The 26735-nt window shown below is 63.2% G+C and carries 22 protein-coding genes; 8 read left to right on the forward strand and 14 right to left on the reverse strand.

Annotated elements, in window-relative coordinates; translation table 11 throughout:
- Positions 1-123 precede the first annotated feature (123 nt).
- The 9 genes from AC1DYW_RS03615 to puuE form a co-directional block, all read right to left on the reverse strand.
- Positions 124-1779 carry an ABC transporter ATP-binding protein gene (locus tag AC1DYW_RS03615; RefSeq protein ID WP_095083048.1) on the reverse strand — a complete coding sequence of 552 codons (1656 nt, stop codon included), beginning with the start codon at positions 1777-1779 and terminating at the stop codon, positions 124-126.
- On the reverse strand, positions 1779-2603 hold the full coding sequence (locus AC1DYW_RS03620) for an ABC transporter permease (protein ID WP_095083047.1): 825 nt from the start codon (positions 2601-2603) through the stop codon (positions 1779-1781). Before AC1DYW_RS03620 ends, AC1DYW_RS03615 begins: the two co-directional genes overlap by 1 nt.
- 9 nt (positions 2604-2612) lie before the next feature.
- On the reverse strand, positions 2613-3572 hold the full coding sequence (locus tag AC1DYW_RS03625; protein WP_477225141.1) for an ABC transporter permease: 960 nt from the start codon (positions 3570-3572) through the stop codon (positions 2613-2615).
- 16 nt (positions 3573-3588) lie between these two features.
- On the reverse strand, positions 3589-5175 hold the full coding sequence (locus AC1DYW_RS03630) for an ABC transporter substrate-binding protein (protein ID WP_477225142.1): 1587 nt from the start codon (positions 5173-5175) through the stop codon (positions 3589-3591).
- A 154-nt stretch (positions 5176-5329) separates the two neighbouring features.
- Positions 5330-7315 (reverse strand): CocE/NonD family hydrolase, encoded by a 1986-nt coding sequence (locus AC1DYW_RS03635; protein WP_477225143.1) that lies wholly within the window; start codon positions 7313-7315, stop codon positions 5330-5332.
- Between the two features lie 82 nt (positions 7316-7397).
- On the reverse strand, positions 7398-7991 hold the full coding sequence (locus tag AC1DYW_RS03640) for a nucleoside deaminase (protein ID WP_457150446.1): 594 nt from the start codon (positions 7989-7991) through the stop codon (positions 7398-7400).
- Positions 7991-8494, reverse strand: a complete 504-nt coding sequence (locus AC1DYW_RS03645) for an ureidoglycolate lyase (protein ID WP_095083037.1) — start codon at positions 8492-8494, stop codon at positions 7991-7993. The genes AC1DYW_RS03640 and AC1DYW_RS03645 overlap by 1 nt, the downstream gene beginning before the upstream one ends.
- On the reverse strand, positions 8491-9354 hold the full coding sequence (locus AC1DYW_RS03650; protein ID WP_457150445.1) for a bifunctional allantoicase/(S)-ureidoglycine aminohydrolase: 864 nt from the start codon (positions 9352-9354) through the stop codon (positions 8491-8493). The genes AC1DYW_RS03645 and AC1DYW_RS03650 overlap by 4 nt, the downstream gene beginning before the upstream one ends.
- A gap of 9 nt (positions 9355-9363) precedes the next feature.
- The gene (gene puuE / locus AC1DYW_RS03655) at positions 9364-10782 is read right to left on the reverse strand and encodes an allantoinase PuuE (RefSeq protein ID WP_477225144.1); all 1419 of its coding nucleotides are present in this window, start codon (positions 10780-10782) and stop codon (positions 9364-9366) included.
- A gap of 203 nt (positions 10783-10985) precedes the next feature.
- Here puuE and uraH point away from each other — a divergent pair, with 203 nt between their 5' ends.
- From uraH to xdhC, 4 genes are all read left to right on the forward strand, one after another.
- The gene (gene uraH / locus AC1DYW_RS03660) at positions 10986-11360 is read left to right on the forward strand and encodes a hydroxyisourate hydrolase (protein ID WP_457150443.1); all 375 of its coding nucleotides are present in this window, start codon (positions 10986-10988) and stop codon (positions 11358-11360) included.
- A gap of 3 nt (positions 11361-11363) precedes the next feature.
- Positions 11364-12845, forward strand: a complete 1482-nt coding sequence (gene xdhA / locus AC1DYW_RS03665; protein WP_457150442.1) for a xanthine dehydrogenase small subunit — start codon at positions 11364-11366, stop codon at positions 12843-12845.
- Positions 12845-15193 carry a xanthine dehydrogenase molybdopterin binding subunit gene (gene xdhB / locus AC1DYW_RS03670; RefSeq protein WP_457150449.1) on the forward strand — a complete coding sequence of 783 codons (2349 nt, stop codon included), beginning with the start codon at positions 12845-12847 and terminating at the stop codon, positions 15191-15193. The genes xdhA and xdhB overlap by 1 nt, the downstream gene beginning before the upstream one ends.
- A 62-nt stretch (positions 15194-15255) precedes the next feature.
- The gene (xdhC, locus tag AC1DYW_RS03675) at positions 15256-16146 is read left to right on the forward strand and encodes a xanthine dehydrogenase accessory protein XdhC (RefSeq protein ID WP_457150441.1); all 891 of its coding nucleotides are present in this window, start codon (positions 15256-15258) and stop codon (positions 16144-16146) included.
- Between the two features lie 13 nt (positions 16147-16159).
- Here the strand turns inward: xdhC and AC1DYW_RS03680 are convergent, their stop codons facing one another.
- From AC1DYW_RS03680 to AC1DYW_RS03690, 3 genes are all read right to left on the reverse strand, one after another.
- Positions 16160-17425 carry an LLM class flavin-dependent oxidoreductase gene (locus AC1DYW_RS03680; RefSeq protein ID WP_457150440.1) on the reverse strand — a complete coding sequence of 422 codons (1266 nt, stop codon included), beginning with the start codon at positions 17423-17425 and terminating at the stop codon, positions 16160-16162.
- Entirely contained in the window at positions 17422-18435 is a 1014-nt protein-coding gene (locus tag AC1DYW_RS03685) for an LLM class flavin-dependent oxidoreductase (protein WP_477225145.1), read from the reverse strand. The genes AC1DYW_RS03680 and AC1DYW_RS03685 overlap by 4 nt, the downstream gene beginning before the upstream one ends.
- 139 nt (positions 18436-18574) lie before the next feature.
- The gene (locus AC1DYW_RS03690; protein WP_095083019.1) at positions 18575-19495 is read right to left on the reverse strand and encodes a LysR family transcriptional regulator; all 921 of its coding nucleotides are present in this window, start codon (positions 19493-19495) and stop codon (positions 18575-18577) included.
- A 136-nt stretch (positions 19496-19631) separates the two neighbouring features.
- Between AC1DYW_RS03690 and AC1DYW_RS03695 the strand changes: the two genes are divergently transcribed.
- The 4 genes from AC1DYW_RS03695 to AC1DYW_RS03710 all read left to right on the forward strand — a co-directional run bounded on the left by AC1DYW_RS03695 (position 19632) and on the right by AC1DYW_RS03710 (position 24004).
- Positions 19632-20849, forward strand: a complete 1218-nt coding sequence (locus AC1DYW_RS03695; RefSeq protein WP_457150438.1) for a urate hydroxylase PuuD — start codon at positions 19632-19634, stop codon at positions 20847-20849.
- 1 nt (position 20850) lies between these two features.
- Positions 20851-22164 carry a guanine deaminase gene (gene guaD / locus AC1DYW_RS03700; protein WP_477225146.1) on the forward strand — a complete coding sequence of 438 codons (1314 nt, stop codon included), beginning with the start codon at positions 20851-20853 and terminating at the stop codon, positions 22162-22164.
- Between the two features lie 80 nt (positions 22165-22244).
- Positions 22245-22748, forward strand: coding sequence for a heme-degrading domain-containing protein (locus AC1DYW_RS03705; protein WP_457150436.1), 504 nt, complete (start codon positions 22245-22247; stop codon positions 22746-22748).
- The gene (locus tag AC1DYW_RS03710) at positions 22745-24004 is read left to right on the forward strand and encodes a glycerate kinase type-2 family protein (RefSeq protein ID WP_477225147.1); all 1260 of its coding nucleotides are present in this window, start codon (positions 22745-22747) and stop codon (positions 24002-24004) included. Before AC1DYW_RS03705 ends, AC1DYW_RS03710 begins: the two co-directional genes overlap by 4 nt.
- Before the next feature lie 2 nt (positions 24005-24006).
- Here AC1DYW_RS03710 and AC1DYW_RS03715 read toward each other — a convergent pair whose 3' ends face one another.
- Complete coding sequence (locus AC1DYW_RS03715; RefSeq protein WP_477225148.1) at positions 24007-25470, reverse strand: UdgX family uracil-DNA binding protein; 1464 nt, start codon at positions 25468-25470, stop codon at positions 24007-24009.
- A gap of 2 nt (positions 25471-25472) precedes the next feature.
- Positions 25473-26708: a putative DNA modification/repair radical SAM protein gene (locus tag AC1DYW_RS03720; RefSeq protein WP_457150433.1), complete on the reverse strand. Its 1236-nt coding sequence runs from the start codon at positions 26706-26708 to the stop codon at positions 25473-25475.
- Positions 26709-26735 lie beyond the last annotated feature (27 nt).

Raw genomic sequence — 26735 nt, forward strand, 5'->3', positions numbered from 1 at the left:
ACGTGTGGCAATCTAGTGTTGCATGCGGATGACGGCAGGCGTGCCTGGACCAGCGGGTCGGGTCTATCCCTGCTCTGACGCAGTTCCGGACGGGAAACGGCGCACACTTTTCCCGGAATTGCCCTAGTTTCCCGCGCTCGCCATGCGCCGTCCCTTGATCGCCTTTTCCAGCCAGCCGATCTCCATCTCTGGCACCGACGACAGGAGAAGGTCGGTATAGTCGTCGAAGGGCGGGCTCAACACCTTGCTCTTCGGGCCATAGCGCACCACTTCGCCGCGATACATCACCGCGATCGAATCGGCGATCGACTTCACCGTGGCGAGGTCATGGGTGATGAACAGATAGGCGACGTTCTCCTCCTTCTGCAGCTCGAGCAGCAGCTTCAGGATGCCATGCGCAACCAGCGGGTCGAGCGCCGATGTCACCTCGTCGCAGATGATCAGCTTCGGCTTGGCGGCGAGCGAACGGGCGATGCAGACGCGCTGCTTCTGGCCGCCGGAAAGCTCGGCCGGGTAGCGATCGGAAAAGCCCTTGCCCATCTCGATCTTGTCGAGCAGTTCGGCGACGCGTTTGTCGCGCTCGCGGCCGCGTATGCCGAAATAGAATTCCAGCGGCCGGCCGATAATGGTGCCGACGGTCTGGCGCGGGTTCATCGCCACGTCGGCCATCTGGTAGATCATCTGCAACTGACGCAGATCCTCCTTCGGCCGGTCGGCCAGCCGGTTTGCCAGCGGGCGCCCATCGAAGGTGACGGTTCCTTCTTCCGGCGGCAAAAGCCCGGTGATGGCGCGCGCCAGCGTCGACTTGCCGGAGCCGGATTCGCCGACCACGGCCAGCGTCTGGCCCGGATAGATGTCGACCGAGACGTTCTTCAGCACCTTGATATGGCTGCGGCCATAGGCGGCGGTGACGTTCTTCACCGACAGGAACGGCGTCGTGCCGGGCTTCTGCTCGGCGTGCTCGATCTCATGCACCGACACCAGCGCGTTGGTGTACTCCTGGCGAGGCTCCTTGATGATCTGGCGCGTGCCACCCCATTCGACCAGCCGGCCATGGCGCAGCACCATGATCTCGTCCGAGACCTGAGCGACGACGGCAAGGTCGTGGGTGATGTAGAGCGCCGCCACATGCGTGTCGCGGATGGCGTCCTTGATCGCAGCCAGCACGTCGATCTGCGTCGTCACGTCGAGCGCCGTGGTCGGTTCGTCGAAGACGATCAGGTCCGGCTCGGAGCAGAGCGCCATCGCCGTCATCACGCGCTGCAGCTGGCCGCCCGAGACCTGGTGCGGAAAGCGCTCGCCGATGGTTTCGGGGTTGGGCAGGCTGAGCTTCTTGAACAGCGCAACGGCGCGCTTCTCCGCCTCGGCGCGTGTCGCCGTACCGTGCAGCAGGGTGGCTTCCACCACCTGGTCCATCAGCTTGTGCGCCGGGTTGAAGGCGGCGGCCGCCGATTGCGCGACGTAGCAGACCTCACGGCCGCGAAGCTTGCGGAAGCCGTCCTTGCCGCCCTTGAGGATGTCGCGGCCGTTGAGGATCACCTCGCCGCCGGTGATGCGCACGCCACCGCGGCCATAGCCCATGGACGAGAGGCCGATGGTCGACTTGCCGGCGCCGGATTCGCCGATCAGGCCAAGCACCTTGCCCTTTTGCAGAGTCAGCGAGACGTCGTGCACCAGCACGATGTTCTTCGGCGGCTCGCCTGGCGGGAAGACAGTGGCTTCGATGCGCAGATTGCGGATGTCGAGCAGGAGGCCAGAGTTCGCTTTGCTGTCAGCCATCACCCGCGTCCTCCCTTCAGGCTGGTCGTCCGGTTGAGCACCCAGTCCGCAACCAGGTTGACGGAAATCGCCAGCATGGCGATTGCCGCCGCCGGGATGAGCGCGGCTGCGATGCCGAAGACGATGCCGTCCTTGTTTTCCTTGACCATGCCGCCCCAGTCCGCATCCGGCGGCTGGACGCCAAGGCCGAGGAACGACAGCGTCGACAGGAACAGCACGGCATAGATGAAACGCAGGCCGAGTTCCGAAACCAGCGGCGACAGCGCGTTGGGCAGGATCTCGCGGAAAATGATCCAGGCGCTGCCTTCGCCGCGCAGCTTCGCCGCCTCGACGTAGTCCATGACGTTGATGTCGACGGCGACGGCCCGTGACAGGCGATAGACGCGGGTCGAGTCCAGAACGCCCATCACCAGGATCAGCGTCACCAGGTTGGTCGGCAGCACGGAGAGCACGACGAGGGCCATGATCAGCGTCGGGATCGACATCAGGAGATCGACGAGGCGCGACAAAAGCGTGTCGAACCAGCCGCCGAACACCGCCGCCGAGAAACCGAGGATGGCGCCGAGCGAGAACGACAGGGCGGTGGCAAGCACGGCGATGAACAGCGTGATGCGAGCGCCGTAGATCATGCGCGACAGGAGATCACGACCGAGATTGTCGGTGCCGAGCCAATGCGTTGCCGACATCGGTTCCCAGACGTCGCCGACGATCTCGCCATTGCCGTGCGGCGCGATCCAGGGTGCGAAGAGCGCCGCCAGCACGAACAGTGACGTCAGCACGATGCCGATCAGCGCGGGGATGGGGATGCGTTTGATATCGAGCATATCCGCCCCCTATTTTGGATGTCTGAGGCGCGGATTGGCGACGATAGCCCCTATGTCCGCAATGATGTTCAGGCTGATGTAGACGGCGGCGAAGATCAGGCCGACCGCTTGCACCACCGGCACATCGCGCTTGGTGACGTGGTCGACGAGATACTGCCCCATGCCCGGGTAGACGAAGATCACCTCGACCACGACGACGCCGACGATGAGATAGGCGAGGTTGAGCATCACGACGTTGATGATAGGCGCGATCGCGTTGGGGAAGGCGTGCCTGCGGATGACGTTGAATGCTGACAGGCCTTTCAGTTCGGCCGTCTCGACATAGGCCGACTGCATGACGTTGAGGATCGCCGCGCGCGTCATGCGCATCATGTGGGCCAGCACCACCAGCGTCAGCGCTGTCGCCGGCAAGGCGATCGCCTGCATGCGCTCGCCGAACGGCATGCCGTCATAGACGGTCGAAATGCCGGGGAAGATCTGCCATTTCACGGCAAAGAAATAGACCAGCACATAGCCGATGAAGAATTCGGGAAACGAGGTCGAGGCCAGCGCCAGTCCGGAGATCAGCTTGTCGACCCAGCCATTGCGGTAGCGCACCGCGATCAGCCCGAGGATAATCGCCAGCGGCACGGCGACGATCGCCGCCCAGAAGGCGAGAAACAGCGTGTTCCACAGCCGGTCCTTGATCGACGTCGCGATGTCCTGGCCGCTCGTCATGGCTGTGCCAAGATCGCCGGTGAGCACGCCGCCGAGCCAGCGGAAATACCTGATATAGGCCGGATCGTTGAGGCCGAGCTGCTCGCGCAAATTGGCGAGCGACTCCGGTGTTGCCGATTGCCCGAGAATGGCTTGCGCGACGTCGCCGGGCAGGATCTGGGTGCCGGCGAAGATCAGGACCGAAACGGCCAACAACAGGACGATGCCCAGCGCAACGCGCTGGGCAATTAGCTTCAGGATGGGTGAAGACATATCCGCAAAGCCGGGCTCAGGCCTGGAGCCAGCACTTCGCCAGGGCGTAGCCGTTCATCAATTCCTGATGCGGATCATCGACCCAGCCATCGACCTTGGCGCCGGTCGCATCGATGAACTGGTTGAACATCGGCAGGATCAGGCCGCCCTCGTCGCGCACCAGGACAGCCATGTCATGGTACATCTGCTTGCGCTTGGTCTCGTCGAGTTCGGCGCGCGCCGCCAGCACCATCTTGTCGAAGTCCGGACGCTTGAAACGCGTGTCGTTCCAGTCGGCGGTCGACAGATAGGCGGTCGAGTACATCTGGTCCTGCGTCGAGCGGCCGCCCCAGTAGGAGGCGCAGAAGGGCTGCTTGTTCCAGACCTCGTTCCAGTAGCCGTCGCCGGGCTCGCGCTTGAGCTCGATCTTGATGCCGGCCTTGGCCGCGCTCTGCTGGAACAGCTGCGAGGCATCGACAGCGCCCGGGAAGGCGACGTCCGAGGTCCTCAGCAGCACGGTGCCGTCGTGACCCGACTTCTTGTAGTGGAACTTGGCCTTGTCGGGATCGTACTTGCGCTGCTCGATCTCCGTGAACAGCGGATAGGACGAATTGATCGGGAAGTCGTTGCCGAGCGAGCCGTAGCCGCGCAGGATCTTGTCCAGCATTTCCTCGCGGTCGATGGCCAGCTTGAGTGCCATGCGCAGATCGTTGTTGTCGAATGGTGCCGTGTTGCAGTGCATGATGAACACGTAGTGGCCAGGACCCGCGTGGTTGCGGATGGTGACGCCCGGCAGGCGCTTGATCAGGTCGACGATCTTCGGCTCGACGCGGTTGATCATGTTGACCTGGCCGCCCTGCAGGGCCGCCGTGCGGGCGGTCGCATCGTTGATGACGATGACTTCGATCTGGTCGGCATGGCCCATCTTGTCGCCCTGCCAGTAATTGGCGAAGCGCTCGCCGCCATGGCGTACGCCGGGCTCGTTGGTCTTGACCACGTACGGGCCGGCCGAGATGCCGGCATCCGGCTTGTCCTTGCCGCCGTTCGGCTGCACGATCAGGTGATAGTCGCTGAGCAGATAGGGCAGGTCGGCGTTGGCCTCCTTCAGCGTCAGCACCACTTCCTTGCCGTTTGCCTTGATGGTCTCGATGCCCTTCATGTAGCCGAGCGCGCCGGATTTCGACTTTTCGTCCGAATGGCGCTCGAGGGTCGCGGCGACGTCTGCCGCGGTCACCGTCTTGCCATTGTGGAATTCGACGCCGTCGCGGATCTTCAACGTCCACACCTTGGCGTCGTCCGAGGAGCCGATCTCCTCGGCGATGCGGTTCTCAAGCTTGCCTTCCGGCGACAGCTCGACGATCATTTCGCCCCAGCACTTGCCGAAGGCGAACGGCACCTGCGTCATCATCAGCGCCGGATCGAGGCTGTTGGTGGATTCGCCGCCGACGAGGCCGGCCTTCAGCGTGCCGCCCTTGATTGGGCCGGCAGCGCGCGCCGCACCTGAAAGCAGCGAGTTGGCGAAGGTCGCGGTGACGCCGAGTGCTGCCGCCCGACCGAGAAAATCGCGACGGCTCAACTTGCCGGAAGCGACTCGCCGGCTAAGGAATTCCAGTTCGTTTGACATGTTGAGTTCCTCACTCTGTTGGTTCGACTCTGCGGTCGTTTTTCTTGTTTCTTGTGAGGAGAATAATGACCGCAAGGGAAAGCGGTAAGCAAGACCGAATGCGACATGCCGTGGCGTAAATCGTACGTCGCATTTGGACCAACCAAATCCGTGGTCACAGGAGGACGCGCGGCACCCTTTCCTCGAAGTTACGCTCGAAAACGAGAGTTTCGCCCTCATAGGCCTCGATTCTGGCGCTGAGGATGAAGTTTTGCGCGTCCGATCGCATTTCCGCGAATGTCTCGGTGCGCACCGACCATCCATTTCGCGACAGGGTCTGCGTCCAGTGCGTTTTTCCAGAGGCCGCCAGGGGATCGTCCGGATGGATCGTCCAGATCTCGCGGGCGATGCTGCCATTGGCCAGGCCATGGGCAAGATCGCGCACCTTGCCAAAATCATCCGTTATGGAAAGCGTCACAATTCCGGTCTTCTCGTCGCGATCGACATGACGCTCGGAATTGGCGGCGCGGATCGTCTCGGTCGCCCAGGGAGTGGCGCTTTCCGGCTCGGCAAACGTCACTTCGTTGCCTGTCGCCAGCGGCCGCAGCGGCAGGGCCAGCACGGCGGCCGACAAGGCGAGCCGAACCGGCTCCGGCGACGGCCAGATCATCGGCCAATAGGTATTCGACACGGCAATGCGCAGATGGTGGCCTGCCGGCACGCGATAGGCGCATTGATCGAGCACCACGCGCGCCGACACGGTTTCGCCCGGTACCAGCGCCTCGGGGAATTCGTGCGAATTGCGATGTGTCAGATTGAGCACGCCGTAGGAAATCAGTTCCGGGGCACCGTCAGGGTGCACGTCGCACAGCCGGATCGCGATGTTGGCCTGCGGTCGGTCGGAGGACAGCCGCACCTCGACTTCGGGCGCGCCGACGATGTCGATCGCCTCAGTGAGTTCCGGCTGGTCAAAACACACCGACAAAGCGTCATCGGGGCGCTGGTCGCCGGGCAGTTCGGGGCCGAAGGTGAACGGAAAATACTCGCCGCCGGCAAGGCCGCAACTCTGCGGCGAAGCAACGATGGCGGGCTTGCTACCGTCGGAGACAAGCTCGATCGATTGCGTCTTGATGGCAGGCGACGGCCATTCCTGCTCAGCCACCCAGCGACCGGGCCGCTTGGGATGCCAGCGCGCGGGGCGGACACTGTCCATGACATAGGCACGATAGGCTGGATCGACCTCGACACCAGTGTCGATATCCTTCAGCCAGCGGTCCCACCAGCGCAGGGCCTCCTGCAGGAAACCGATGCGCGGTGTGGGTGCCGCGTAATGCGGGTATTTGTGGATCCACGGTCCGATGATGCCCTTCACCGGCGCTTCGATGTTGGTGGCCAGATGCGAGACGGTGTTGCGGTAGCCGTCGTGCCAGCCGCCGATCGACAGCACGGCGGCCTGGATGGCGGAATAATCCTCGCAGATTGAGCCGCGCTTCCAATAGGCGTCGCGGTGCTGGTGCTTCAGCCACAGCGGCGCGAGAAAAGGCTGGTTCTCCAGCCGGGTCAGCCAAAGGTCGCGCCACCTTTTGTCGCCGGTGAAGAGCGGGTCCGGCGGCCGCGACGAATAGGACAGCATGGTCGACGCCCAGCCGAAATTCTCGATCAGCAGGCAACCGCCCTTGTAGTGGATATCGTCGGCATAGCGGTCGGAGGTCGAGCACAGGCTGATAACCGCCTTCAGCGCCGGGGGCTGCTTGGCCGCCACCTGCAGGCAGTTGAAGCCGCCCCAGGAAATGCCCATCATGCCGACATTGCCGTTGCACCAGGGCTGCGAAGCCGCCCAGGCGATGACGTCGCAGGCGTCCTGCAATTCCTGTTCGGAATATTCGTCGTCCATCAGCCCTTCGGAATCGCCATTGCCGCGCATGTCGACGCGGATCGAGGCGTAGCCGTGGCCGGCGAAATAGGGATGCGTCAGCTGATCGCGGAGAATGGTGCCGTCCCGCTTGCGGTAGGGCAGGTGCTCGAGGATCGCCGGCACCGGATCGTCGCCGGCGTCTTCCGGCATCCAGACCCTCGCCGACAGCCGGCAGCCGTCCGGCATGACAATCCCCATTACTGGAAATTCGACGACTTTGCGGGGGAACTCGGTGACAATTTTCATGCGGGACTCCAGGATCGCCAGATGATGGAGCCCGTGGCATCGCGTCGTGGGCCAGCCAACGAATTCGGCTGGTCAGTCCGCGTCAATTCAGCGGAATGTCGTTGTCGCCCTTGCTCGCTTGGTAGGCGCCGGACAGGTCGTCATAGCGTGCCGAGATCTCGCCGATGCGCGTTTCCAGCCGCTGGCGCTCGGCCTCGGGGAGTGACCGTACCAATCTGCGGATCGAAAAGCTCTTCCAGTAGGCATTCTCGGCATTGTAGCCGCCGGGATCGAGGGTGAAGACTTCCTTGAGAATCTTCAGATCATGCGGGATGGCGAAGCTGTCGCGCGAATCCTCATGGCTGAACAGATAGTAGAAATTGTCGAAGCCGGTCCAGGTGATCGCCGATAGGCAGAGCGAGCAGGGTTCATGCGTGGCGATGAAGATGGCGTCTTTCGTATCGACGCGCTCGGCCTTTGGCATTTCATAGAAGCGCTTCAGGCAATGCACCTCGCCATGCCAGAGCGGGTTTTCGATCTCGTTGTTGGTTTCGGCCAGTACCAGCGAACGGTCGTCCTTTCGCAGGATCGCCGCGCCGAACAGCTTGTTGCCATGGGCAACACCGTCGGCCGTCTTCGGCACGATGTCGTGCTCGATCACGTCGAGCAGGCGGTCGATCAGGGAAATGTCGGTCATTACAAGCTCTCGTCGGGGAGATGGATCTCGTAGGCGTGCGAGAAATGGAATTCTTCCAGGTTGGAACCGTCGCCGCCGCGGTCGACGATCAGGAAATCCTGCGCCTCGCCGAGCGGCGTCAGCACGCCGTGCCAGAGGTTGCGGGAATAGTTGATGCCTTGTCCGGGCGCGGTGATGAAGGCCTGCGGTTCACCCGGTCCCCCATCGCCGTCGTGGCAGACGACGACAAGGAACGGCCGGGGCGACAGCGGAATGAAAGCCTGGCTGCCGAATGGATGGCGCTCGACCATGGTCAGCTTTAGCGGCAATTCGTAAGGCGTGCCGCGCACCATCGAGATCAGCACGCGGGCGTTCGGCCCTGTCGCTTGCGCCGTGGCAAGATCGTGGTAGCGCTCGGCCTTGCCGCCATTGATCGGGTAGTGATTGTCGCCGCCCATGTCGATGACGTCGCCGAAGGCGGCAAAGCTCTCGCGGGTCAGCGGCCGCGCGACGATGCGGGTCACGGCGCCCGCCTAGCAATGCCGGCACCGCCGAGCTTGGCGTGGCGGTTGACGTCCTTGTAGAGCAGATAGCGGAATTTGCCCGGGCCGCCGGCATAGCAGGCCTGGGGGCAGAAGGCGCGCAGCCACATGAAGTCGCCGGCCTCGACCTCGACCCAGTCCTGGTTGAGGCGGTAGACCGCCTTGCCTTCCAGCACATAAAGCCCGTGCTCCATGACATGCGTCTCGGCGAAGGGAATGACCGCGCCGGGCTCGAGCGTCACGATGGTCATGTGCATGTCGTGGCGCAAATCGGCAGGATCGACGAAACGGGTCGTCGCCCAGCGGCCTTCGGTGCCGGGCATCGGCGTTGGCGCGATGTCCTGTTCGTTGGTGAAGAAGGCTTCCGGCGCCTCTAGACCGTCGACCGCCTCGTAAGCCTTGCGGATCCAATGGAAGCGGACCTCGGTCTTGCTCTCGTTGCGAACCGTCCAGGCGCTGGCCGGCGGTAGGAAGGCGAAGCCGCCCGGTCTGAGCACATGCTTCTTGCCGGCAAGCAGAACGGTCAACTCGCCTTCGACCACGAACAAGGCCCCTTCGGCGCCTGCATCGGGCTCCGGCCTCTCGCTGCCGCCACCGGGCGCGACCTCGACAATGTATTGCGAAAACGTCTCGGCAAAGCCGGACAGCGGCCGCGACAATATCCAGACGCGGGTCTTGTCCCAGAACGGCAAGGCGCTGGTGACGATGTCCTGCATCACCCCCTTGGGGATGACGGCATAGGCCTCGGTGAAGACGGCGCGGCCGGTCAGCAGCTCACTCTGGCCAGGGTGGCCGCCATGCGGCGCGTAATAGGTTCGGTCGGGCATCCTGATCGTATCCATGGGTTAAACCTATTGCGGAAGCATGTCCTTGAGGCGGAGCAGCGCGATGCGCTCGACCTGTTTGCAGGCGGTGTCGAATTCAACGCCGCGGCTGTTGCCGATGCGTGCCTCGAATTCCGCCAGGATCTCCTCCTTGGTCTTGCCTTTCACCGCGATGATGAACGGGAAGCCGAAGGTGGTGACGTATGCGGCATTGAGCTTGGAAAACAGTTCGCGCTCCTTGTCGGTCAGCGCGTCGAGTCCGGCTGAGGCCTGTTCCTTGGTCGATTCCGCCGTCAGCCGTTTGGCCTTGGCCAGTTTGCCGGCAAGGTCGGGATGGGCGTTGAGCACTGAAAGCCGCTCGGCCTCGCTTGCGGAACGGAAGACGCGGCAAAGCGCGTTGTGCAGGCCGCCGGATGAGTCATGCGCCGGGCCCAGCTCCAACTCGAAGGCGCGTTCGGCGATCCAGGGCGAATGCTCGAAGACACCGCCGAAAGTGTGGACGAACGTCTCGAATTCCATCTTGGACGGTCTGAGTGCTGCGGGTCGATAGGGGTGGTTTTCTTGCCAGTGGCGGGCGATATCGATGCGCCGTGCCAGCCAGACCTTGTCGTGCGACTTCACGTAGTCGACGAAGCGCTTCAGCGCCGCCACCCGGCCCGGCCGCCCGACGAGGCGGCAATGCAGGCCGATGTTCATCATGCGCGGCCGGCCGGCCTTGCCCTCGGCATAGAGCGTGTCGAAACTGTCCTTCAGATAGGCAAAGAACTGGTCGCCTGAATTGAAGCCTTGTGGCGTCGCGAAGCGCATGTCGTTGGCGTCGAGCGTGTAGGGGATGATGAGCTGGGCGCCTCCTTCGTGCTCGAACCAATAGGGCAGCTCGTCGTCATAGGTGTCCGACACATAGGCGAAGCCGCCTTCCTCAGCCACAAGCAGCACCGTGTTGACCGATGTGCGCCCCGTGTACCAGCCGGTCGGGCGCTGGCCTGTCACCTCGTAGTGCAGGCTGATCGCCGCTTCGAGGTCGCGGCGCTCGTCCTCGGCGCTGTGGTCGCGATAGTCGATCCATCTCAGCCCGTGCGACGCGATCTCCCAGCCGGCTTCCTGCATCGCCGTGACCTGGTCGGGCGAGCGGGCGAGCGCGGTGGCGACGCCGTAGCAGGTCACCGGCACCTCGGCCTCGGTGAACAGCCTGAGCAGCCGCCAGAAACCGGCGCGGGCGCCGTATTCGTAGATTGATTCCATGTTCCAGTGGCGCTGGCCCACCCAGGGTGCGGCGCCGACGATCTCCGACAGGAAGGCTTCCGAAGCCTTGTCGCCGTGGAGCACGCAGTTCTCGCCGCCCTCTTCGTAGTTGACGACGAACTGCACGGCGACATGCGCACCACCAGGCCATTTCGGATCCGGCGGATTGGCTCCATAGCCGCGCATGTCTCTGATGTAACGCATCGTCCCTCCCGCCGGGCATTGCCCGATGTATGATCAGGATATCGAAAGGGCTGCTCGCGCATTCCCCCGAAAATTTTTGAAAGTGTTTTTGTCGCACTCCGCTCGACCGGGACTTATGCATCGCCTTTAATTGGCGCACAATTCATCAGCAATGTTCGACTGTACCGGGCCAGTTCGCTCGTACAGGAAATGGGAGGCGGCCAGTGGCAGAAACGTCGAAAGCCGATGGCGGGCGTCTGACGACCCATGTCCTCGACACCGCGACCGGCAGGCCGGCGGCGGGATTGTCGATCGCGCTCTATCACCTCGAGGGCGATACGCGCACACATCTGAAGACCGTCGTCACCAATGATGATGGCCGTTGCGACGCACCGCTGCTTGCCGGCGCCGAGTTCCGCGCCGGCGAATATGAACTGATCTTTGCCGCGGGCGACTATTTGCGCCAGCAGGGGACGAAATTGCCCAAGCCGGCCTTTCTCGACGTGATACCGATCCGCTTCGGCATGGCCGAACCCGTGCACTATCATGTGCCGCTGCTCGTCTCGCCCTACGGCTATTCGACCTACAGGGGGAGCTGACGCATGGCCAAGGTCCGTATCCGCAACGAGATACGCTTCATTCTCAATGGCAGGGGCGTCGCGCTTTCGTCGGTGGCGCCAGACGCGACCTTGCTCGACTGGCTGCGGCTCGACCGTTCGCTGCGCGGCACCAAGGAAGGCTGCGCCGAGGGCGATTGCGGCGCCTGCACCGTGCTGGTCGGAAAGCTCTCGGCAGGCGGTCTCGTCTATGAAAGCGTCAACGCCTGCATCCGCTTCCTCGGCTCGCTGGACGGCACCCATGTCGTGACTGTCGAGCATTTGCGCGGTCTTCCCGGCCAGTTGCACCCGGTGCAGCAGGCGATGGTCGATTTCCATGGCTCGCAGTGCGGCTTCTGCACGCCGGGCTTCGTCATGTCGCTCTATGGCCTGTGGATGAGGTCGCCCGACCCGTCGAATGAAGCCATCGAAAAGGCGCTGCAAGGCAATCTCTGCCGCTGCACAGGCTACGAGGCGATCATGCGCGCGGCCCGCGCCATCTCCAGCTACGGCAAGGCGGCGAAGGACCCGCTGGCGGTCGAGCGCAAGACAATCACGGCAAGGCTCCAGGCCATGCATGACGGCGCGCGGATCGAGATCGGCGTCGGCAAGGAGCGGCTCGTCGTGCCGGCCAACGTCGACGATTTCGCCGCCGTGCTTGACAAGGAACCCGGCGCCACCATCGTTGCCGGCTCGACCGATGTCGGCCTGTGGGTGACCAAGCACATGCGCGATATTTCGCCGGCGGTCTTCATCGGTGATCTCGACGGGCTTTGCACCATCGCCGAAGCCAACGGCGTCATCACCATCGGCGCCGGCGTCACCTACACCGACGCGTTCTCGACGCTCGCCAAGCGCATCCCGGCGATGGGGCCGCTGTTCGATCGCATCGGTGGCGATCAGGTGCGCAACATGGGCACCATCGGCGGCAACATCGCCAACGGTTCGCCGATCGGCGATACGCCACCGCCCCTGATCGCGCTCGGCGCGCGCCTGACGCTGCGCAAGGGCAAGAAGCGGCGGACGATCCCACTGGAAACCTTCTTTGTCGCCTATGGCAAGCAGGACCGACAGCCTGGCGAGTTCGTCGAGGCGGTGCACGTTCCCATCCCCGCCAAAGGCACGAAATTCGCTGTCCACAAGATCACCAAGCGCCGCGATGAGGACATCACGGCTGCCCTTGGCGCCTTCTTCCTGAACCTGGCCAAGGATGGCACGGTCGCCGATGTGCGCATCGCCTATGGCGGCATGGCGGCGATACCGAAGCGGGCGTCGGCTGTCGAAAAAGCGCTGGTCGGCAAGCCGTGGACCGAACAGACGGTTGTGACTGCGATGGCAAAGTATGCTGATGATTTCACCCCGCTGACAGACATGCGGGCCTCGGCCGAATATCGCGCCCTGGCGGCGCGCAACCTTTTGCTGCGCTTCTTCGCCGAGACCAGCGGCACCAGGGAGCCGATCCAGGTTTCAAGGCACGAGGCGGCATGATGAACAAGCACGCCACCCCCAATCCCAAGGCCGAAAAGATCACCGGCGGCGTCGCCACCGACCAGCGGCATGATTCGGGCCACAAGCATGTCAGCGGCACCGCCGTCTACATCGACGACATGCCGGAACCGGCCGGCACGCTGCATGGCTGCCTTGGGCTTTCGGCTGCCACCCATGCCACCATCACCAGCATGGACCTGTCGGCTGTGCGCACCGCCCCCGGGGTCGTCGACGTGCTGACGGCCAAAGATGTGCCTGGCGAAAACGACATTTCGCCGACGGGGCGCCATGATGAGCCGGTGCTGGCTGACGGCAAGGTGCAGTTCTACGGCCAGCCGATCTTCTGCGTCATTGCCGAGACGCGCGAGCAGGCACGCCGCGCCACCAGGCTGGCCAAGGTCGAATATAAGGAATTGCCTTTCGTCACCGACATCGGCGAACTTGATCCCCGTAAGGACAAGCTAGTCACGCCGCCACTGACCCTGAAGCGCGGCGACGCCGCGGCAGCGATCAAGGCCGCGCCCCGCCGGCTCAAAGGCCAGATGCGCGTCGGCGGTCAGGAGCACTTCTATCTCGAGGGCCATATCGCCATGGCCGTGCCCGGCGAGGACGAGGACGTCACCATCTATTCCTCGACCCAGCATCCGAGCGAAGTCCAGCACATGGTCAGCCATGCGCTCGGCGTGCCGAGCAACGCCATCACGGTGGAAATCCGCCGCATGGGCGGCGGGTTCGGCGGCAAGGAAACGCAAGGCAACCAGTTTGCGGCATTGGCCGCCATCGCCGCGAAAAAGCACCATCGCGCCGTGAAAATCCGGCCCGACCGCGACGACGACATGATCGCCACCGGCAAGCGTCATGACTTCCTCGTCGACTACGAAGTCGGCTTCGATGACGAGGGCAACATTCTCGGCGTCGATTTCATGTTCGCGGCGCGCTGCGGCTTCTCCTCGGACCTGTCGGGTCCGGTGACCGATCGCGCGCTGTTCCACTGTGACAACACCTATTTCTGGCCGGCGGTGCATGCACAGTCAGCGCCGCTCTACACCAACACCGTGTCGAACACCGCTTTCCGTGGTTTCGGCGGTCCACAAGGCATGGTCGGCGCCGAGCGCGTCATCGACGAGGTTGCCTTCGCCGTCGGCAAGGATCCGCTCGAAATTCGTAAGAAGAATTTTTACGGCACAAGCGACCGCAATATCACGCCCTACCACCAGACGGTCGAGGACAACATCATACAGCGCATCGTCGCCGAGCTTGAGCAAAGCGCCAGCTATGCGCGGCGGCGGCGCGAGATATCGGCCTTCAATGCCAACAGCCGTTTCATCAAGCGTGGCCTGGCGCTGACGCCGGTCAAGTTCGGCATCTCGTTCACGGCCACGCACTACAACCAGGCCGGCGCGCTGGTGCATGTCTACACCGATGGCTCGGTGCATCTGAACCACGGCGGCACGGAGATGGGGCAGGGCCTCTACGTCAAGGTGGCGCAAGTGGTGGCGGAAGAGTTCCAGATCGATCTCGATCAGGTGAAGATCACCGCGACGACGACCGGCAAGGTGCCGAACACCTCGGCCACCGCAGCGTCATCCGGTTCCGATCTCAACGGCATGGCGGCGCAGAATGGCGCTCGCCAGATCAAGGATCGGTTGACCGATTTCGCGGCCGAAAAATATCAGGTGCCGCGCGACCAGGTGCTGTTCCTGCCCAACCGGGTGCGCATCGGCAACCAGGAGATCGCCTTCGCCGACCTCGTCAAACAGGCATATATGGCCCGTATCCAGCTTTCGGCGGCGGGCTTTTACAAAACGCCAAAGATCCACTGGAACCGTGACAAGGGCCAGGGCCGCCCCTTCTACTACTTCGCTTATGGCGCCTCCTGCTCGGAAGTCTCGGTCGACACGCTGACCGGCGAGTACATGGTCGAGCGCACCGACATATTGCATGACACGGGCCGCTCGCTGAACCGCGCCATCGATATCGGCCAGATCGAGGGCGGCTTCATCCAGGGCATGGGCTGGCTGACGACCGAGGAACTGTGGTGGGACGGCAAGGGCCGGCTGCGCACGCACGCGCCCTCGACCTACAAGATCCCGCTGGCGTCGGACCGGCCGAAGATCTTCAACGTCACCTTGGCCGACTGGCCGGAAGCAAGCGAGCCGACGATCCACCGCTCCAAGGCAGTCGGTGAACCGCCGTTCCCCCTCGGCATGTCGGTGCTGCACGCGCTGTCGGACGCGGTGGCCAGCGTCGCCGACCACAGGATCTGCCCGCGTCTCGATGCGCCGGCGACGCCGGAACGGGTGTTGATGGCGATCGAGCGGCTGAAGAACGAGGTCAAGACCGCCTGAAATCGGCAAAACGTGCAATTCAGGCCGAAAAAGCCTACATTTCCCATTCGGGAACGTGAGAAATGAACTCGAAAGTGCAAAGTCTGAAAGCCTTTCTCAGTACCGCCGGCCGGGTTGCCCTGGTCGAAGTGGCGGGCACCAAGGGCTCGACGCCACGCGAGAAGGGCGCCTTGATGCTCGTCTCGCAGGCGACGATTCTTGGCACGATCGGCGGCGGCCAGCTCGAATACATGGCGATCGACAAGGCGCGGCAGATGCTTGTCTCCCCCTCAAGGGATGCCCGCATCGAGGTTGACGAGGTCTGCGCGACCTTAGACGTGCCGCTCGGCCCCGAGATCGGCCAATGCTGTGGCGGGCGCGTCGAAGTGTTGATCCGGCTCGTTGACGCAGGGCTGGCAGCCGAGCTGGTTGCATCGGCTGAGACAGAAGAGGCACACCTGCCCTATGTCTATATCTTCGGCGGCGGCCATGTCGGCCAGGCGCTGGCCTCCGCGGTGGCCCTTCTCCCTGTGCACGCCGTCGTCATCGAGACGCGGGCCGAGGCGCTCGAAGGCATGCCGGAAACCGTCGAGACCCGGTTGACGCCGATGCCCGAAGCGATGGTGCGCGATGCGCCGGCCGGCACCGCTTTCGCCATCCTCACCCACGACCATGCGCTGGATTTCCTGATCGTCGCCGAAGCGTTGAAGCGCAACGATACCGCCTATGTCGGCATGATCGGCTCGAAGACCAAGAAAGCGACGTTCAAGAACTGGTTCCTGAAATCGGCGGACGGCAGCGAGGCCGAGTTTGCCCGCTTCGTCTCGCCGATCGGCGGCGATGCCGTCAAGGACAAGCGCCCGCCTGTCATCGCCGCACTCGCGGCCGCAGAAATCATGACCGCGATGGTCATTCACAGCGCAGCGTCAAACGCCGGTCGTCAGGTCCAGCGTGACAGGGTGTTAGCCGGATAATCTTACATCGCAGCTACATCGGCCGCTTCAAGCCCAGATGGTCGCGCAGCGTGCGGCCTTCATAATCCTTGCGAAAAAGGCCACGCCGCTGCAGTTCCGGCACGACGAGTGTCGCAAAGGCATCGAGTTCGCCGGGGAAATATGAGGGCATGACGTTGAAGCCGTCGGCAGCACCTCCTTCGAACCGCGCCTGCAGCTCGTCGGCGATCTCGGCCGCCGTTCCGACGATGCGCCAGTGGCCGCGGGCGCCGGCGAAATGCCGCGCCAGCTGGCGGATGGAGAGGTTGTCGCGGCGCGACTGCTCGATGACCAGCGCTTGCCGGCTCTGCATGCCTTCGCTGGGCGGCAGCTCGGGCAGCGGCCCATCGATCGGATAGCGCCACAGATCGGCGATGCTGAGGTAGCTGGACAGCAGCGCAACGCCGACATCGTCGGGGATCAGCTCCTGCAATTCCTCGTATTTTTCCTGGGCCTGCGCCGCGGTTTCAGCCACTACTGGTGCGACGCCGGGCATGATCTTGATGTCGTCGGGCTCTCGCCCATAGGCCACCAGGCGCCCCTTGAGATCGTCGTAGAAGGCCTTCGCTTCCTCGAAGGTCTGCGCCGCCGTGAACACCACATCGGCGGTGCGGGCGGCAAGGTCGCGGCCGACATCCGAGGCGCCGGCCTGAACTAGCACCGGTGCGCCCTGCGGCGAACGCGGCAGATCGAGCGGATCCCTCACCGAAAAGCTCTGGCCATCGTGACCGGGAGCCCCATCTGGATTGCCGCGCCAAAGTCCGGTGACCACATCAGCGAACTCACGCGCCCGCTCGTAGCGATCGGCATGCGGCCGCAAGCCGGTCGAACCGAAATTGGCGGCCTCGATGGGACTGGCCGAAGTGACCAGATTCCAGCCGGCCCGACCGCCGCTCAGATGGTCGAGCGACAGGAAGGTCCGCGCCAGGCCGTAGGGCTCGTTGTAGCTTGTCGACGCGGTGGAGACGAGGCCGATGCGGCTGGTCTGGACGGCCAGCGCCGACAGAAGGCTGATCGGCTCGAAGCCGATCGAGCGCGAGGTCTGGCTGGCGATGGCGACATTGGCTTCGCGCAGGCCGGCGGCATCCTCGCAGAAGACCATATCGAACTTCGCCGCCTCCGCTGTGCGCGCCAGCTGGATGTAATGGTCGATGTCGATGCCGGCGGTCACATGTGCGTTGGGATGGCGCCAGGCGGCGATATGATGGCCTGTCGCCCACAGGAAGGCGCCAAGCTTCATCTGGCGGGAAGCGGCGGTCATCGATCACCTCCGCCGGCAATCCCAAGATGCGACCGCAAATTTGTCCCGCGATAGCTTTCTCGAAACAGGCCGCGTCGCCGCAGCGCCGGCAAAACCATATCGACAAAATTGTCGAGTGCCGAAAGCTCCGCCGGCATCTGCATGTTGAACCCATCGCAGCTTTTCGACCGGAACATGTCGTCGAGACGATCGGCGGTGACGGCAAGCTTTTCATCAATGACGTGCGAGACATTCATCAGCACCTTCACGACATCCGGGTCGCGTCCGCAGGCGGCAACGCGGCGCTTCAGATCGTCATGGCGGGTTTTCACGCTCTCGATCGGTTCGCTGTCCAGCAGGACGGCATCGGCGGTGCGAGCGGCAATGTCCATGTCTGCCGCTGACAGGCCGGACAGCACCAGCACCGGCGTATCCTGTGGCGAGCGCGCGACGTTCAGCGGCCCGCGCACCGAAAAGAATTCGCCCCTGTGGTCGAGCAGGTGCATCTTTTCGGGATCGTGGAAGCGGCCGCCGCTCTTGTCGAACTTGAGCGCGTCTTCGTCCCAGCCTTGCCACAAGCCCTGAACGATGGCGAAATATTCCTCGCTGCGGCGGCGAAAATCGTCAGCGGAAAACCCGTCCGGGCGGCTGAAATTGGCTGCCTCACGCGGGGCCTGCGCCATCGTCGCGTTCCAGCCAGCGCGGCCATGGCTGATGATGTCGAGCGAAGCAAAACGGCGCGCCAGATTGTAGGGCTGGTGGGCAACCGTCGAGGCCGCCGCGACCAGCCCGATCGTGATCGTTACCGTCGCCAGCGCGGCCACCAAGGTCGTCGCTTCGAAGGGCATCGTCGCGGCATCGCTGCCGGAAGCCGGCGCGGAATCGGCGAAAATCACCATGTCCAGACCGGCCACTTCGGCCCTTTGGACAAACCGCGCCAGAAGGCTGAAGTCCGGCTCGGCTCCTGGCGATGGCTCGGAGGTTCCCGGAAGCGGTGAAACGGCAAGATGCATTGTGGCGCCGTTGTCCATCGATGGTCCCTGCAAGGCGAAATACCATCGGAACTATGTTCGTCACGTCCAGCGATGGCAACCGCCGGCGCTGGGCCAACTGCCGGTCACTTGCTTGCCAGCCATCACTTTCGAACCAGCCTTGCTTGCCAGCCAACCCTTACTTGCCAGCGAGAAGATCTTTGATCAGCCGTTGGCAGCGCTCGGCCATGAAGTCGAGCAGCAGCCGCACCTTGGGGTCCTGCAGCTTCTTGTGCGGATAGACGGCGGCGAACTGCACCGGCGTCGGCGGCGTGTTGCTAAGGATCACCTTCAGCCGCCGGTCGCGGATGAACGGCTCGACCTCAAAGCGCGGCTTGTTGATGATGCCGCGGCCGGACAGCGCCCAGCCGGTCAGCACGTCGCCATCGTCGGTGTCGTAGGGCCCGTGCACCTCGAATTTCTGCTGGCCGGTGGGGGTCTGCAACGTCCACACATATTCGCGCGCGCCGGAATAGCGCAGCATCAGGCAGTCGTGCTTCTTGCCGATCAGTTCCTGCGGCTCAACGGGTTCGCCGCGCGCTTCCAGATACTTCGGCGCTGCCACCAGTACGCGTTCGCATTCCATGATGCCGCGCATCCTGAGGCTGGAATCCTCGATGATGCCGAGCCGGAAGGCGACGTCGATGCCTTCCTTCATGATATCGACATTGTGGTCCGAGAGCCTCAGCCGCACTTCGATGTCGGGATATTTGTCGTGGAAATCGGGGATGCCCGAGGCCACCAGCCGGCGGCCGAGGCCGAGCGGTGCCGTCACGCGGATGGTGCCGCGCGGTTGTCCGGACAGTGCCGAAACGGCGGCTTCCGCTTCGGTGATCGCCTCCAGCACCTGCTTGGCGCCCGAATAGAAAACCGTGCCATGCTCGGTCGGCATCAATTGCCGTGTGGTGCGGTTGAACAGCCGCACGCCCAGATGCTTCTCCAGCTCCTTGATGCGGTTGGAGGCGACCGCCGGCGAAATGCGCATGTCGCGGCCTGCCGCCGACAAATTGCCGAGCTCGACGACGCGAACGAAGACGGCGATGTTGTCGAGATAGGCCATGCGGTTTCGTGGCTCTCATCCAGCTGCGTTCAACAACCTAGTATTTTCCATTTTTTTTTGAAAGTCATCGCGCACCTCGCCTCTTTCCGTTTGCGCGCGACACCGTAAAGTCGCGTCATCGGCAGGGACGACTTCAATGATGGATTTCGCGATTTTCTGGGACTGGCTGAGCTTCGCCGTGCGTTGGCTGCATGTCATCACCGGCATCGCCTGGATCGGTTCGTCTTTCTACTTCGTGGCGCTCGATCTCGGCCTGCGGCAGCGCCCTGGCATGCCTGTCGGCGCCTTCGGCGAGGAATGGCAGGTGCATGGCGGCGGCTTTTACCACATCCAGAAATATCTGGTGGCGCCGGCCGAGATGCCTGAGCACCTGACCTGGTTCAAATGGGAATCCTACGCCACCTGGCTGTCCGGTTTTGCGATGCTGTGCGTCGTCTATTATGCCGGAGCCGATCTGTTCCTGATCGATCCCAATGTGTTGCCAATGTCGGTGCCGGTCGGCATCTTGCTGTCGCTGGCGACGATCGGCGTCGGCTGGGTGGTCTATGACCTGCTGTGCCGTTCGCCGCTGGGAAAAAGCGACACCGGCCTGATGCTGGTGCTCTACTGCGTGCTGGTGTTCATCGCCTGGGGCCTCACCCATCTGTTCACCGGCCGTGCCGCCTTCCTGCATCTCGGCGCCATCACCGCGACGATCATGTCGGCCAACGTCTTCATGGTCATCATCCCCAACCAGAAGATCGTTGTTGCCGACCTCATCGCCGGCCGCAAGCCCGATCCGAAATACGGCAAGATCGCCAAGCAGCGCTCCCTGCACAACAACTACCTGACGCTGCCTGTGCTGTTCCTGATGCTGTCGAACCACTATCCGCTGGCGTTTGGCACGCAGTTCAACTGGGTCATCGCCTCGCTGGTGTTCATCATCGGCGTGCTGATCCGGCACTATTTCAACAGCGTCCATGCGCGCAAGGGTAACCCGACCTGGACCTGGCTGGGAGCCGTTGTCCTGTTCATCATCATCATCTGGCTGTCGACCGCGCCGAAGGTGCTGACCGGCGAGCCGAAAGAATCGGCCGCCGCGCAGATCTATGTCGCATCAGCGCATTTCCCGGCCGTGCGCGATACCGTGCTTGGCCGCTGCTCGATGTGCCACGCGGCGGAGCCGGTCTATGAGGGTATCTACCACGCGCCAAAGGGGGTGATGCTCGACACCGACGCCGACATCGCCAACCATGCCCGCGAGATCTATCTGCAGGCCGGCCGCAGCCACGCCATGCCGCCGGCCAACGTCTCGCAGATTACCGACAAGGAACGGGCGCTGCTGGTGGCCTGGTTCGAAGGCGCAGGGAAATAGCATGACCTCGACACTTCTGCGCGGCCGCACGCTGTCCTTCGTGCGCTGGCCGCAAACCATCGATGACCATTCCGCCTGGCGCTACGAGGAGGATGGTGGCCTGCTGATCCGCGACGGCCGGATCGTCGCCGCCGGTGCCTATGCAGACGTCGAGAAACAGGCAGGCGACGCAGCGAAAAAGATCGACCATCGGCCGCATCTGCTGCTGCCGGGCTTCATAGACGCGCATGTGCATTTCCCGCAGATGCAGATCATCGCCTCCTATGGCGCCGAACTGCTCGACTGGTTGAACACCTATACCTTCCCGGAAGAGACGAAATTCGCCAATGCGCAGCATGGCCGCCGCGTCGCACGGCTGTTCCTCGACGAGATGGTGCGCCACGGCACCACGACGGTGGCCGCCTACTGCTCGGTGCACAAGGCATCCGCCGAGGCCTTCTTTGCCGAATCGCATGACCGCAACATGCTCAACATTGCCGGCAAGGTGATGATGGACCGCAATGCACCCGACGGTGTGCTCGACACGCCGCAATCCGGCTACGACGACAGCAAGGCCCTGATCGCGCAATGGCACGGCAAGGGTCGCCAGCACTATGCGATCACACCGCGCTTCGCCATCACCTCGTCACCGGAACAGATGGAGATGGCCGGCGCGCTGTGCCGGGAGTACCCCGACCTGCACATGCAGACGCACCTGTCGGAAAACCACGCCGAAATCGCCTTCACCCAGGAACTCTATCCGTGGTCGCGCGACTACACCGACGTTTACGAGCACTTTGGGCTGTTGGGGACAAAGAGCCTGTTCGGCCATTGCATCCATCTGTCGGACCGTGAGGCGGATGCGCTGTCGGACAGCGGTTCGGTGGCGGTGTTCTGTCCGACCTCGAACCTGTTCCTCGGCTCCGGCCTGTTCGGCTACCAGCGCCTTCGCCGCCGCGACAAACCGATCCGGATCGCCGCCGCCACCGATGTCGGCGGCGGCACCAACTATTCCATGCTGCGCACCATGGACGAAGGCTACAAGGTGATTGCGCTGAATGGCGAGAAGCTCAATCCCTTCCAGTCCTTCTGGCAGATGACGCGCGGCAATGCCGAGGCGCTGTCGGTGGCGGAAAAGGTCGGCTCGCTGGATGAAGGCAGCGACGCCGACATCGTCGTACTCGATGCCAGGGCTACATCGGCGATGCGGCTCAGGATGGAAACGGTCGAGACGCTGGCACAGGAATTGTTTCTCTTGCAGACGCTGGGCGACGATCGCGCCGTGCGCGAGGTCTATGTGGCCGGGCGAGCGGCCAAATCCGACATGGCGATTTAGGCACCCTCCGATGTGTTTCCTTGCTTGACCCGGCGGCAGCCATCGGTCAAAGCGTGCGGCGAAGTTGACAGGGGAACGACATGGCCGTTGCCGAAGACATCGCTCTGATCACGAGACAGGAAGACGTTCTTGTCTTTCCCGCCTTCGATGAGGCCGTGGCCTTCAAGATCGGCTCGGCCATCCGTGATCGAGCCTTGGCCGAGAACCTGCCTGTTATCGTCGACATCAGGACTTTCGACCGCCCGCTGTTCTATGCCGCGATGCCAGGTTCGAACGCCTCCAATCCCGACTGGGCGCGGCGCAAGATCAATGTGGTCAAGCGGTTCCTGAAAAGCACCTACCGCATGGTGCTGGAACAACAGCGCCCCGATCGCACCTTCAAGATCGGCGAAGGGCTGGATATTGCTGATTATGTGCTGGCCGGAGGTGGTTTCCCGGTCACGGTCAAGGGCGCCGGCGTCATCGGTGTGATCGCCGTTTCCGGCCTGCCGGAGCGCCAGGATCACGGCGTCGTCGTCGAGGCACTTTGCGATCATTTGGGCATCGACAAGCGCGGTCTGGCACTGCCCCCGGAAGAACAATGAGCGACCCCAAGACGTTCCTCACCTCCATCTTCAACGCCGCCGTCGCCGCCGCCGATCCGGAGCGAACCATCCGGGATCATTTGCCGGCGAGGCCCAAGGGCCGCACCATCGTCATTGGCGCGGGAAAAGGCTCCGCGCAGATGGCAGCGGCCTTCGAGAAGGTCTGGGACGGGCCGATCGAGGGGCTGGTCGTCACCCGCTACGGTTATGGCGCGACATGCGAGCGCATCGAGATCATCGAGGCGGCGCATCCGGTGCCGGACGCCGCGGGCCTGGAAGCCTCGCAACGCCTGCTCGCCAAGGTCCAAGGGCTGACAGCGGATGATCTAGTCGTGGCGCTGATTTCCGGCGGTGGTTCGGCGCTTTTGCCATCGCCCGCCGGCAGCCTGACGCTGGCCGACGAGATTGCCGTCAATGAGGCGCTCCTCGCGTCTGGTGCGCCGATCGCAGCGATGAACACCATCCGCAAACATCTTTCCACCATCAAGGGTGGACGGTTGGCTGCCGCCGCCTGGCCGGCCAAGGTGGTGTCCCTGGTCGTTTCCGACATTCCCGGCGACAATCCTGCCCTGGTTGCCTCCGGTCCGACCGTGCCGGATACCGGCAGCCGTCAAGACGCGATGGCGTCGATTGCAGCCTATGGGATGAAACTGCCGGCTGCGGTGATGGCGCATATCAGCACGCCTGCCGCCGATGCACCAAACCTCAATGATCCCTGCTTTTCACGCAACGAGGTGCATCTGATTGCCTCGGCCGGCGTCTCGCTCGAAGCAGCGGCCACTGAGGCGAAACGGCAAGGCATCGAAGCCGTCATCCTTTCCGATGCCATCGAAGGCGAGGCGCGTGAGGTCGGCGGCGTCCATGCGGCCATCGCGCGCGAAGTGGCGACGCGCAACCGGCCATTCGCAAAGCCAGTGCTGATCCTGTCCGGTGGCGAGACGACAGTGACCTTGCGCGCAAAAGGCAAGGGCGGCCGCAATTCGGAATTCCTGCTCGCCTTCGCCATCGGCATCAACGGCGCGCAAGGCATTCACGCGCTCGCCGCCGACACAGACGGCATCGACGGTTCGGAAAACAATGCCGGGGCCTTCGCCGACGGTTCGACCGTGTCGCGCATGCGCGCGGCCGGCGTCGACGCCAAGGCGATGCTTGCGGGCAACAATGCCTGGACGGCCTTCAATGCGATAGGCGATCTATTCGTACCCGGCCCGACTGGCACGAATGTAAACGACCTGCGGGCAATTCTGATCCGGTAACCTCAAGCGGCCATCAGCCGCTTCACCTGCTTCATGTCTTGCAGGAACCGCTGGCGTTCAGCTTCCTTGTCCGCGGGCTCTTGGATGCGCAGGATAAAGGAGGGGTGGATGGTGATGAAGACACGCAAGCCGTCCTCGCGTTCGATCACCTGGCCGCGCATTTTTGTCACCGGGATCGCCTTGCCAAGCAGCGACAAGGCCGCCGTTGCGCCGAGTGCCACGGCCAGATTCGGCTTGATCAGCTCGAACTCCTTGTCTGTCCACCAGCGGCAGGCCTGAACCTCGCCGGCATTCGGTTTGGAATGGATGCGCCGCTTGCCGCGCGGCTCGAACTTGAAGTGCTTGACTGCATTGGTGACGTAGACCTTCTGGCGGTCAACCCCCGCGTCGTCGAGGATCGCATCGAACACCTTGCCCGCCGGGCCGACAAAAGGTTTGCCGGCCAGATCCTCCTGGTCGCCGGGCTGTTCGCCGACGAAGATCACCTTGGCGCCGTCAGGCCCTTCGCCGAACACTGTCTGCGTGGCGTCGCGCCAAAGCGGGCAGCGCCGGCAACCTTTTGCCGCCTCTCGCAATTCGGAAATGGTGTTGGCGGCCTGATCTTCCAGGGCCTCAGCCGGCTCATTCTTCGGCCAATGCTTTGCCTGCAGCCTGGCGTGGTGCGGCGCGGGTGTCGTTGGCATTCTGGCAATCATGTCCTTAGCGGCCTTGTCCGCTCCCGAGATCAGTTCTGGAATGAGCGAGGCCTCGGGAAGGTTCCGCCAATATTTCTTAGGCATCTCCTTCTGCATGGCTTTCACCTTCAGCCGCGCCGGGTTGAAGATGTTCTCGAAATAGGTGCGCCACAGGGCTTCGGTATCGTCCTGCGCCGGCGCATCGCCCTTGACGGCGCCAGGCCCGATCGCCAGCCTGTCGCCATCCCAGTCGGCAGAGGCATGCGGCGTCAAAATGGTCCAGCGCATGCCGGTGAAGCGCCTGACGAAGAAAGCCGCGTTGCGCTCGACGATGAAATGATCCGGCTCGAACCAGGCAACATAGCGCTCCTCGTCACCGTCGCCGATCTTCCGGAAGCGTACGAAGGCGCGCATCTTGTGGATGTCGCGCCGCACCGCTTTCTCCATGGTTTCGAGACGCCTGATGTCTGGATCCGATGCAATTGCCAGCAGCTTCGGCTCTGTGCGCAGCCGCCAGAGCAACCGGTAGAGAAAAGCGAACCGGCCGGGGTCTGAATGGCAGAAGGCGATTTCGGCATGCTCGACGAAGTCGCGCGGCACCACCAGTTGCACGCCCGCAGGCAGGTCGGGCAAATCGGTTTGATTGGAGCCCGGCTCGACATGCCAGCTGATGTCATCGGGCCCGACTTCATTCAGGGCCAGCCGGCGTGCCGCGTCGCGCCAGCCGGAAAAGTCGGTCTCCGCGTCGAGCCGAACCGTATATCTGGCAAGATCGAGCTGTGCCGGTCGCATGGTCAAAACAGGGACAGTTGTTCGCAGGAACGCACGATCTTGCCGCGCAAACCGGCTTTGTCGGTGAGCGCGCCCGGCGACCAGCCTTCGGCGACGATGAATGGCCTGAGCTTGGCGATCGACTGGCAGAGACGGCCGATATCTTCCAGCCGCAGCCGCCGGTGACGTCGGGTCTCCAGGATTTTGGCGATCACCTTGGTGCCGAGACCGGGCACGCGCAACAATGCCTCTCGATCAGCGCGGTTGATATCCACGGGGAACCGTCCCCGGTTGCGCAGCGCCCACGCCAGTTTCGGATCGATGGCGAGGTCGAGCATGCCGTCGCTGCTGCCGGCCAGGATCTCCGGCTGCGAAAATCCGTAAAACCGCATCAGCCAGTCGGCTTGGTAGAGCCGGTGTTCGCGCATCAGCGGCGGTTTCTGCAAGGGCAGGGACGACGACGAATCCGGGATCGGGCTGAACGCGGAATAATAGACGCGCCGCAGATGGTAACTGCCATAGAGCCGCGCGCTGGTATGAAGGATGCCGTCATCGGTGGTGCTGTCGGCGCCGACGATCATCTGCGTCGACTGCCCACCCGGCGCGAAGCGTTCGCGCTTTTTGGTCCTCAGCGTCGGCTCGGCCTTTTCCTCCATCTTCTCGCGCAGCCTGGCCATCGAAAGCCGGATCGTTTCCGGCTTCTTTTCCGGCGCCAGTTTTTTGACGCCCTCATCGGTGGGCAGTTCGACATTGATCGACAGCCGGTCGGCGTAGAGGCCTGCTTTCTCGACCAGTTCCGCCGAACTTTCCGGAATGGTCTTCAAATGGATATAGCCGGAGAACTTCTCTTCCAGTCGCAGCCTTCGCGCCACCTCGACCATCTCGCCCATCGTCTCGTCGGGCGAGCGGATGACGCCTGAGGACAGGAAAAGGCCCTCGATGTAGTTGCGCCGGTAGAAATCCATGGTCAGCTTCACCACCTCGTCAACGGTGAAACGGGTGCGCCGCACATTCGACGACGAGCGGTTGATGCAATAGCTGCAATCGTAGATGCAGAAATTGGTCAGCAGGATTTTCAGCAGTGAAATGCAGCGCCCATCCGGCGCATAGGAATGGCAGATGCCCATGCCTTCGGTGGAGCCGATCCCGCCGGATTTCAGGGAATCCTTTTTCGCCGCGCCCGATGAGGCGCAGGAGGCGTCGTACTTGGCGGCATCGGACAGGATCGCTAGCTTTTCGCGGACGGTAAGTGCGCTCATATGTTCATGATATGTTCTTGAAGGCGG

The sequence above is a fragment of the Mesorhizobium sp. P2_D5 genome (assembly GCF_056404355.1).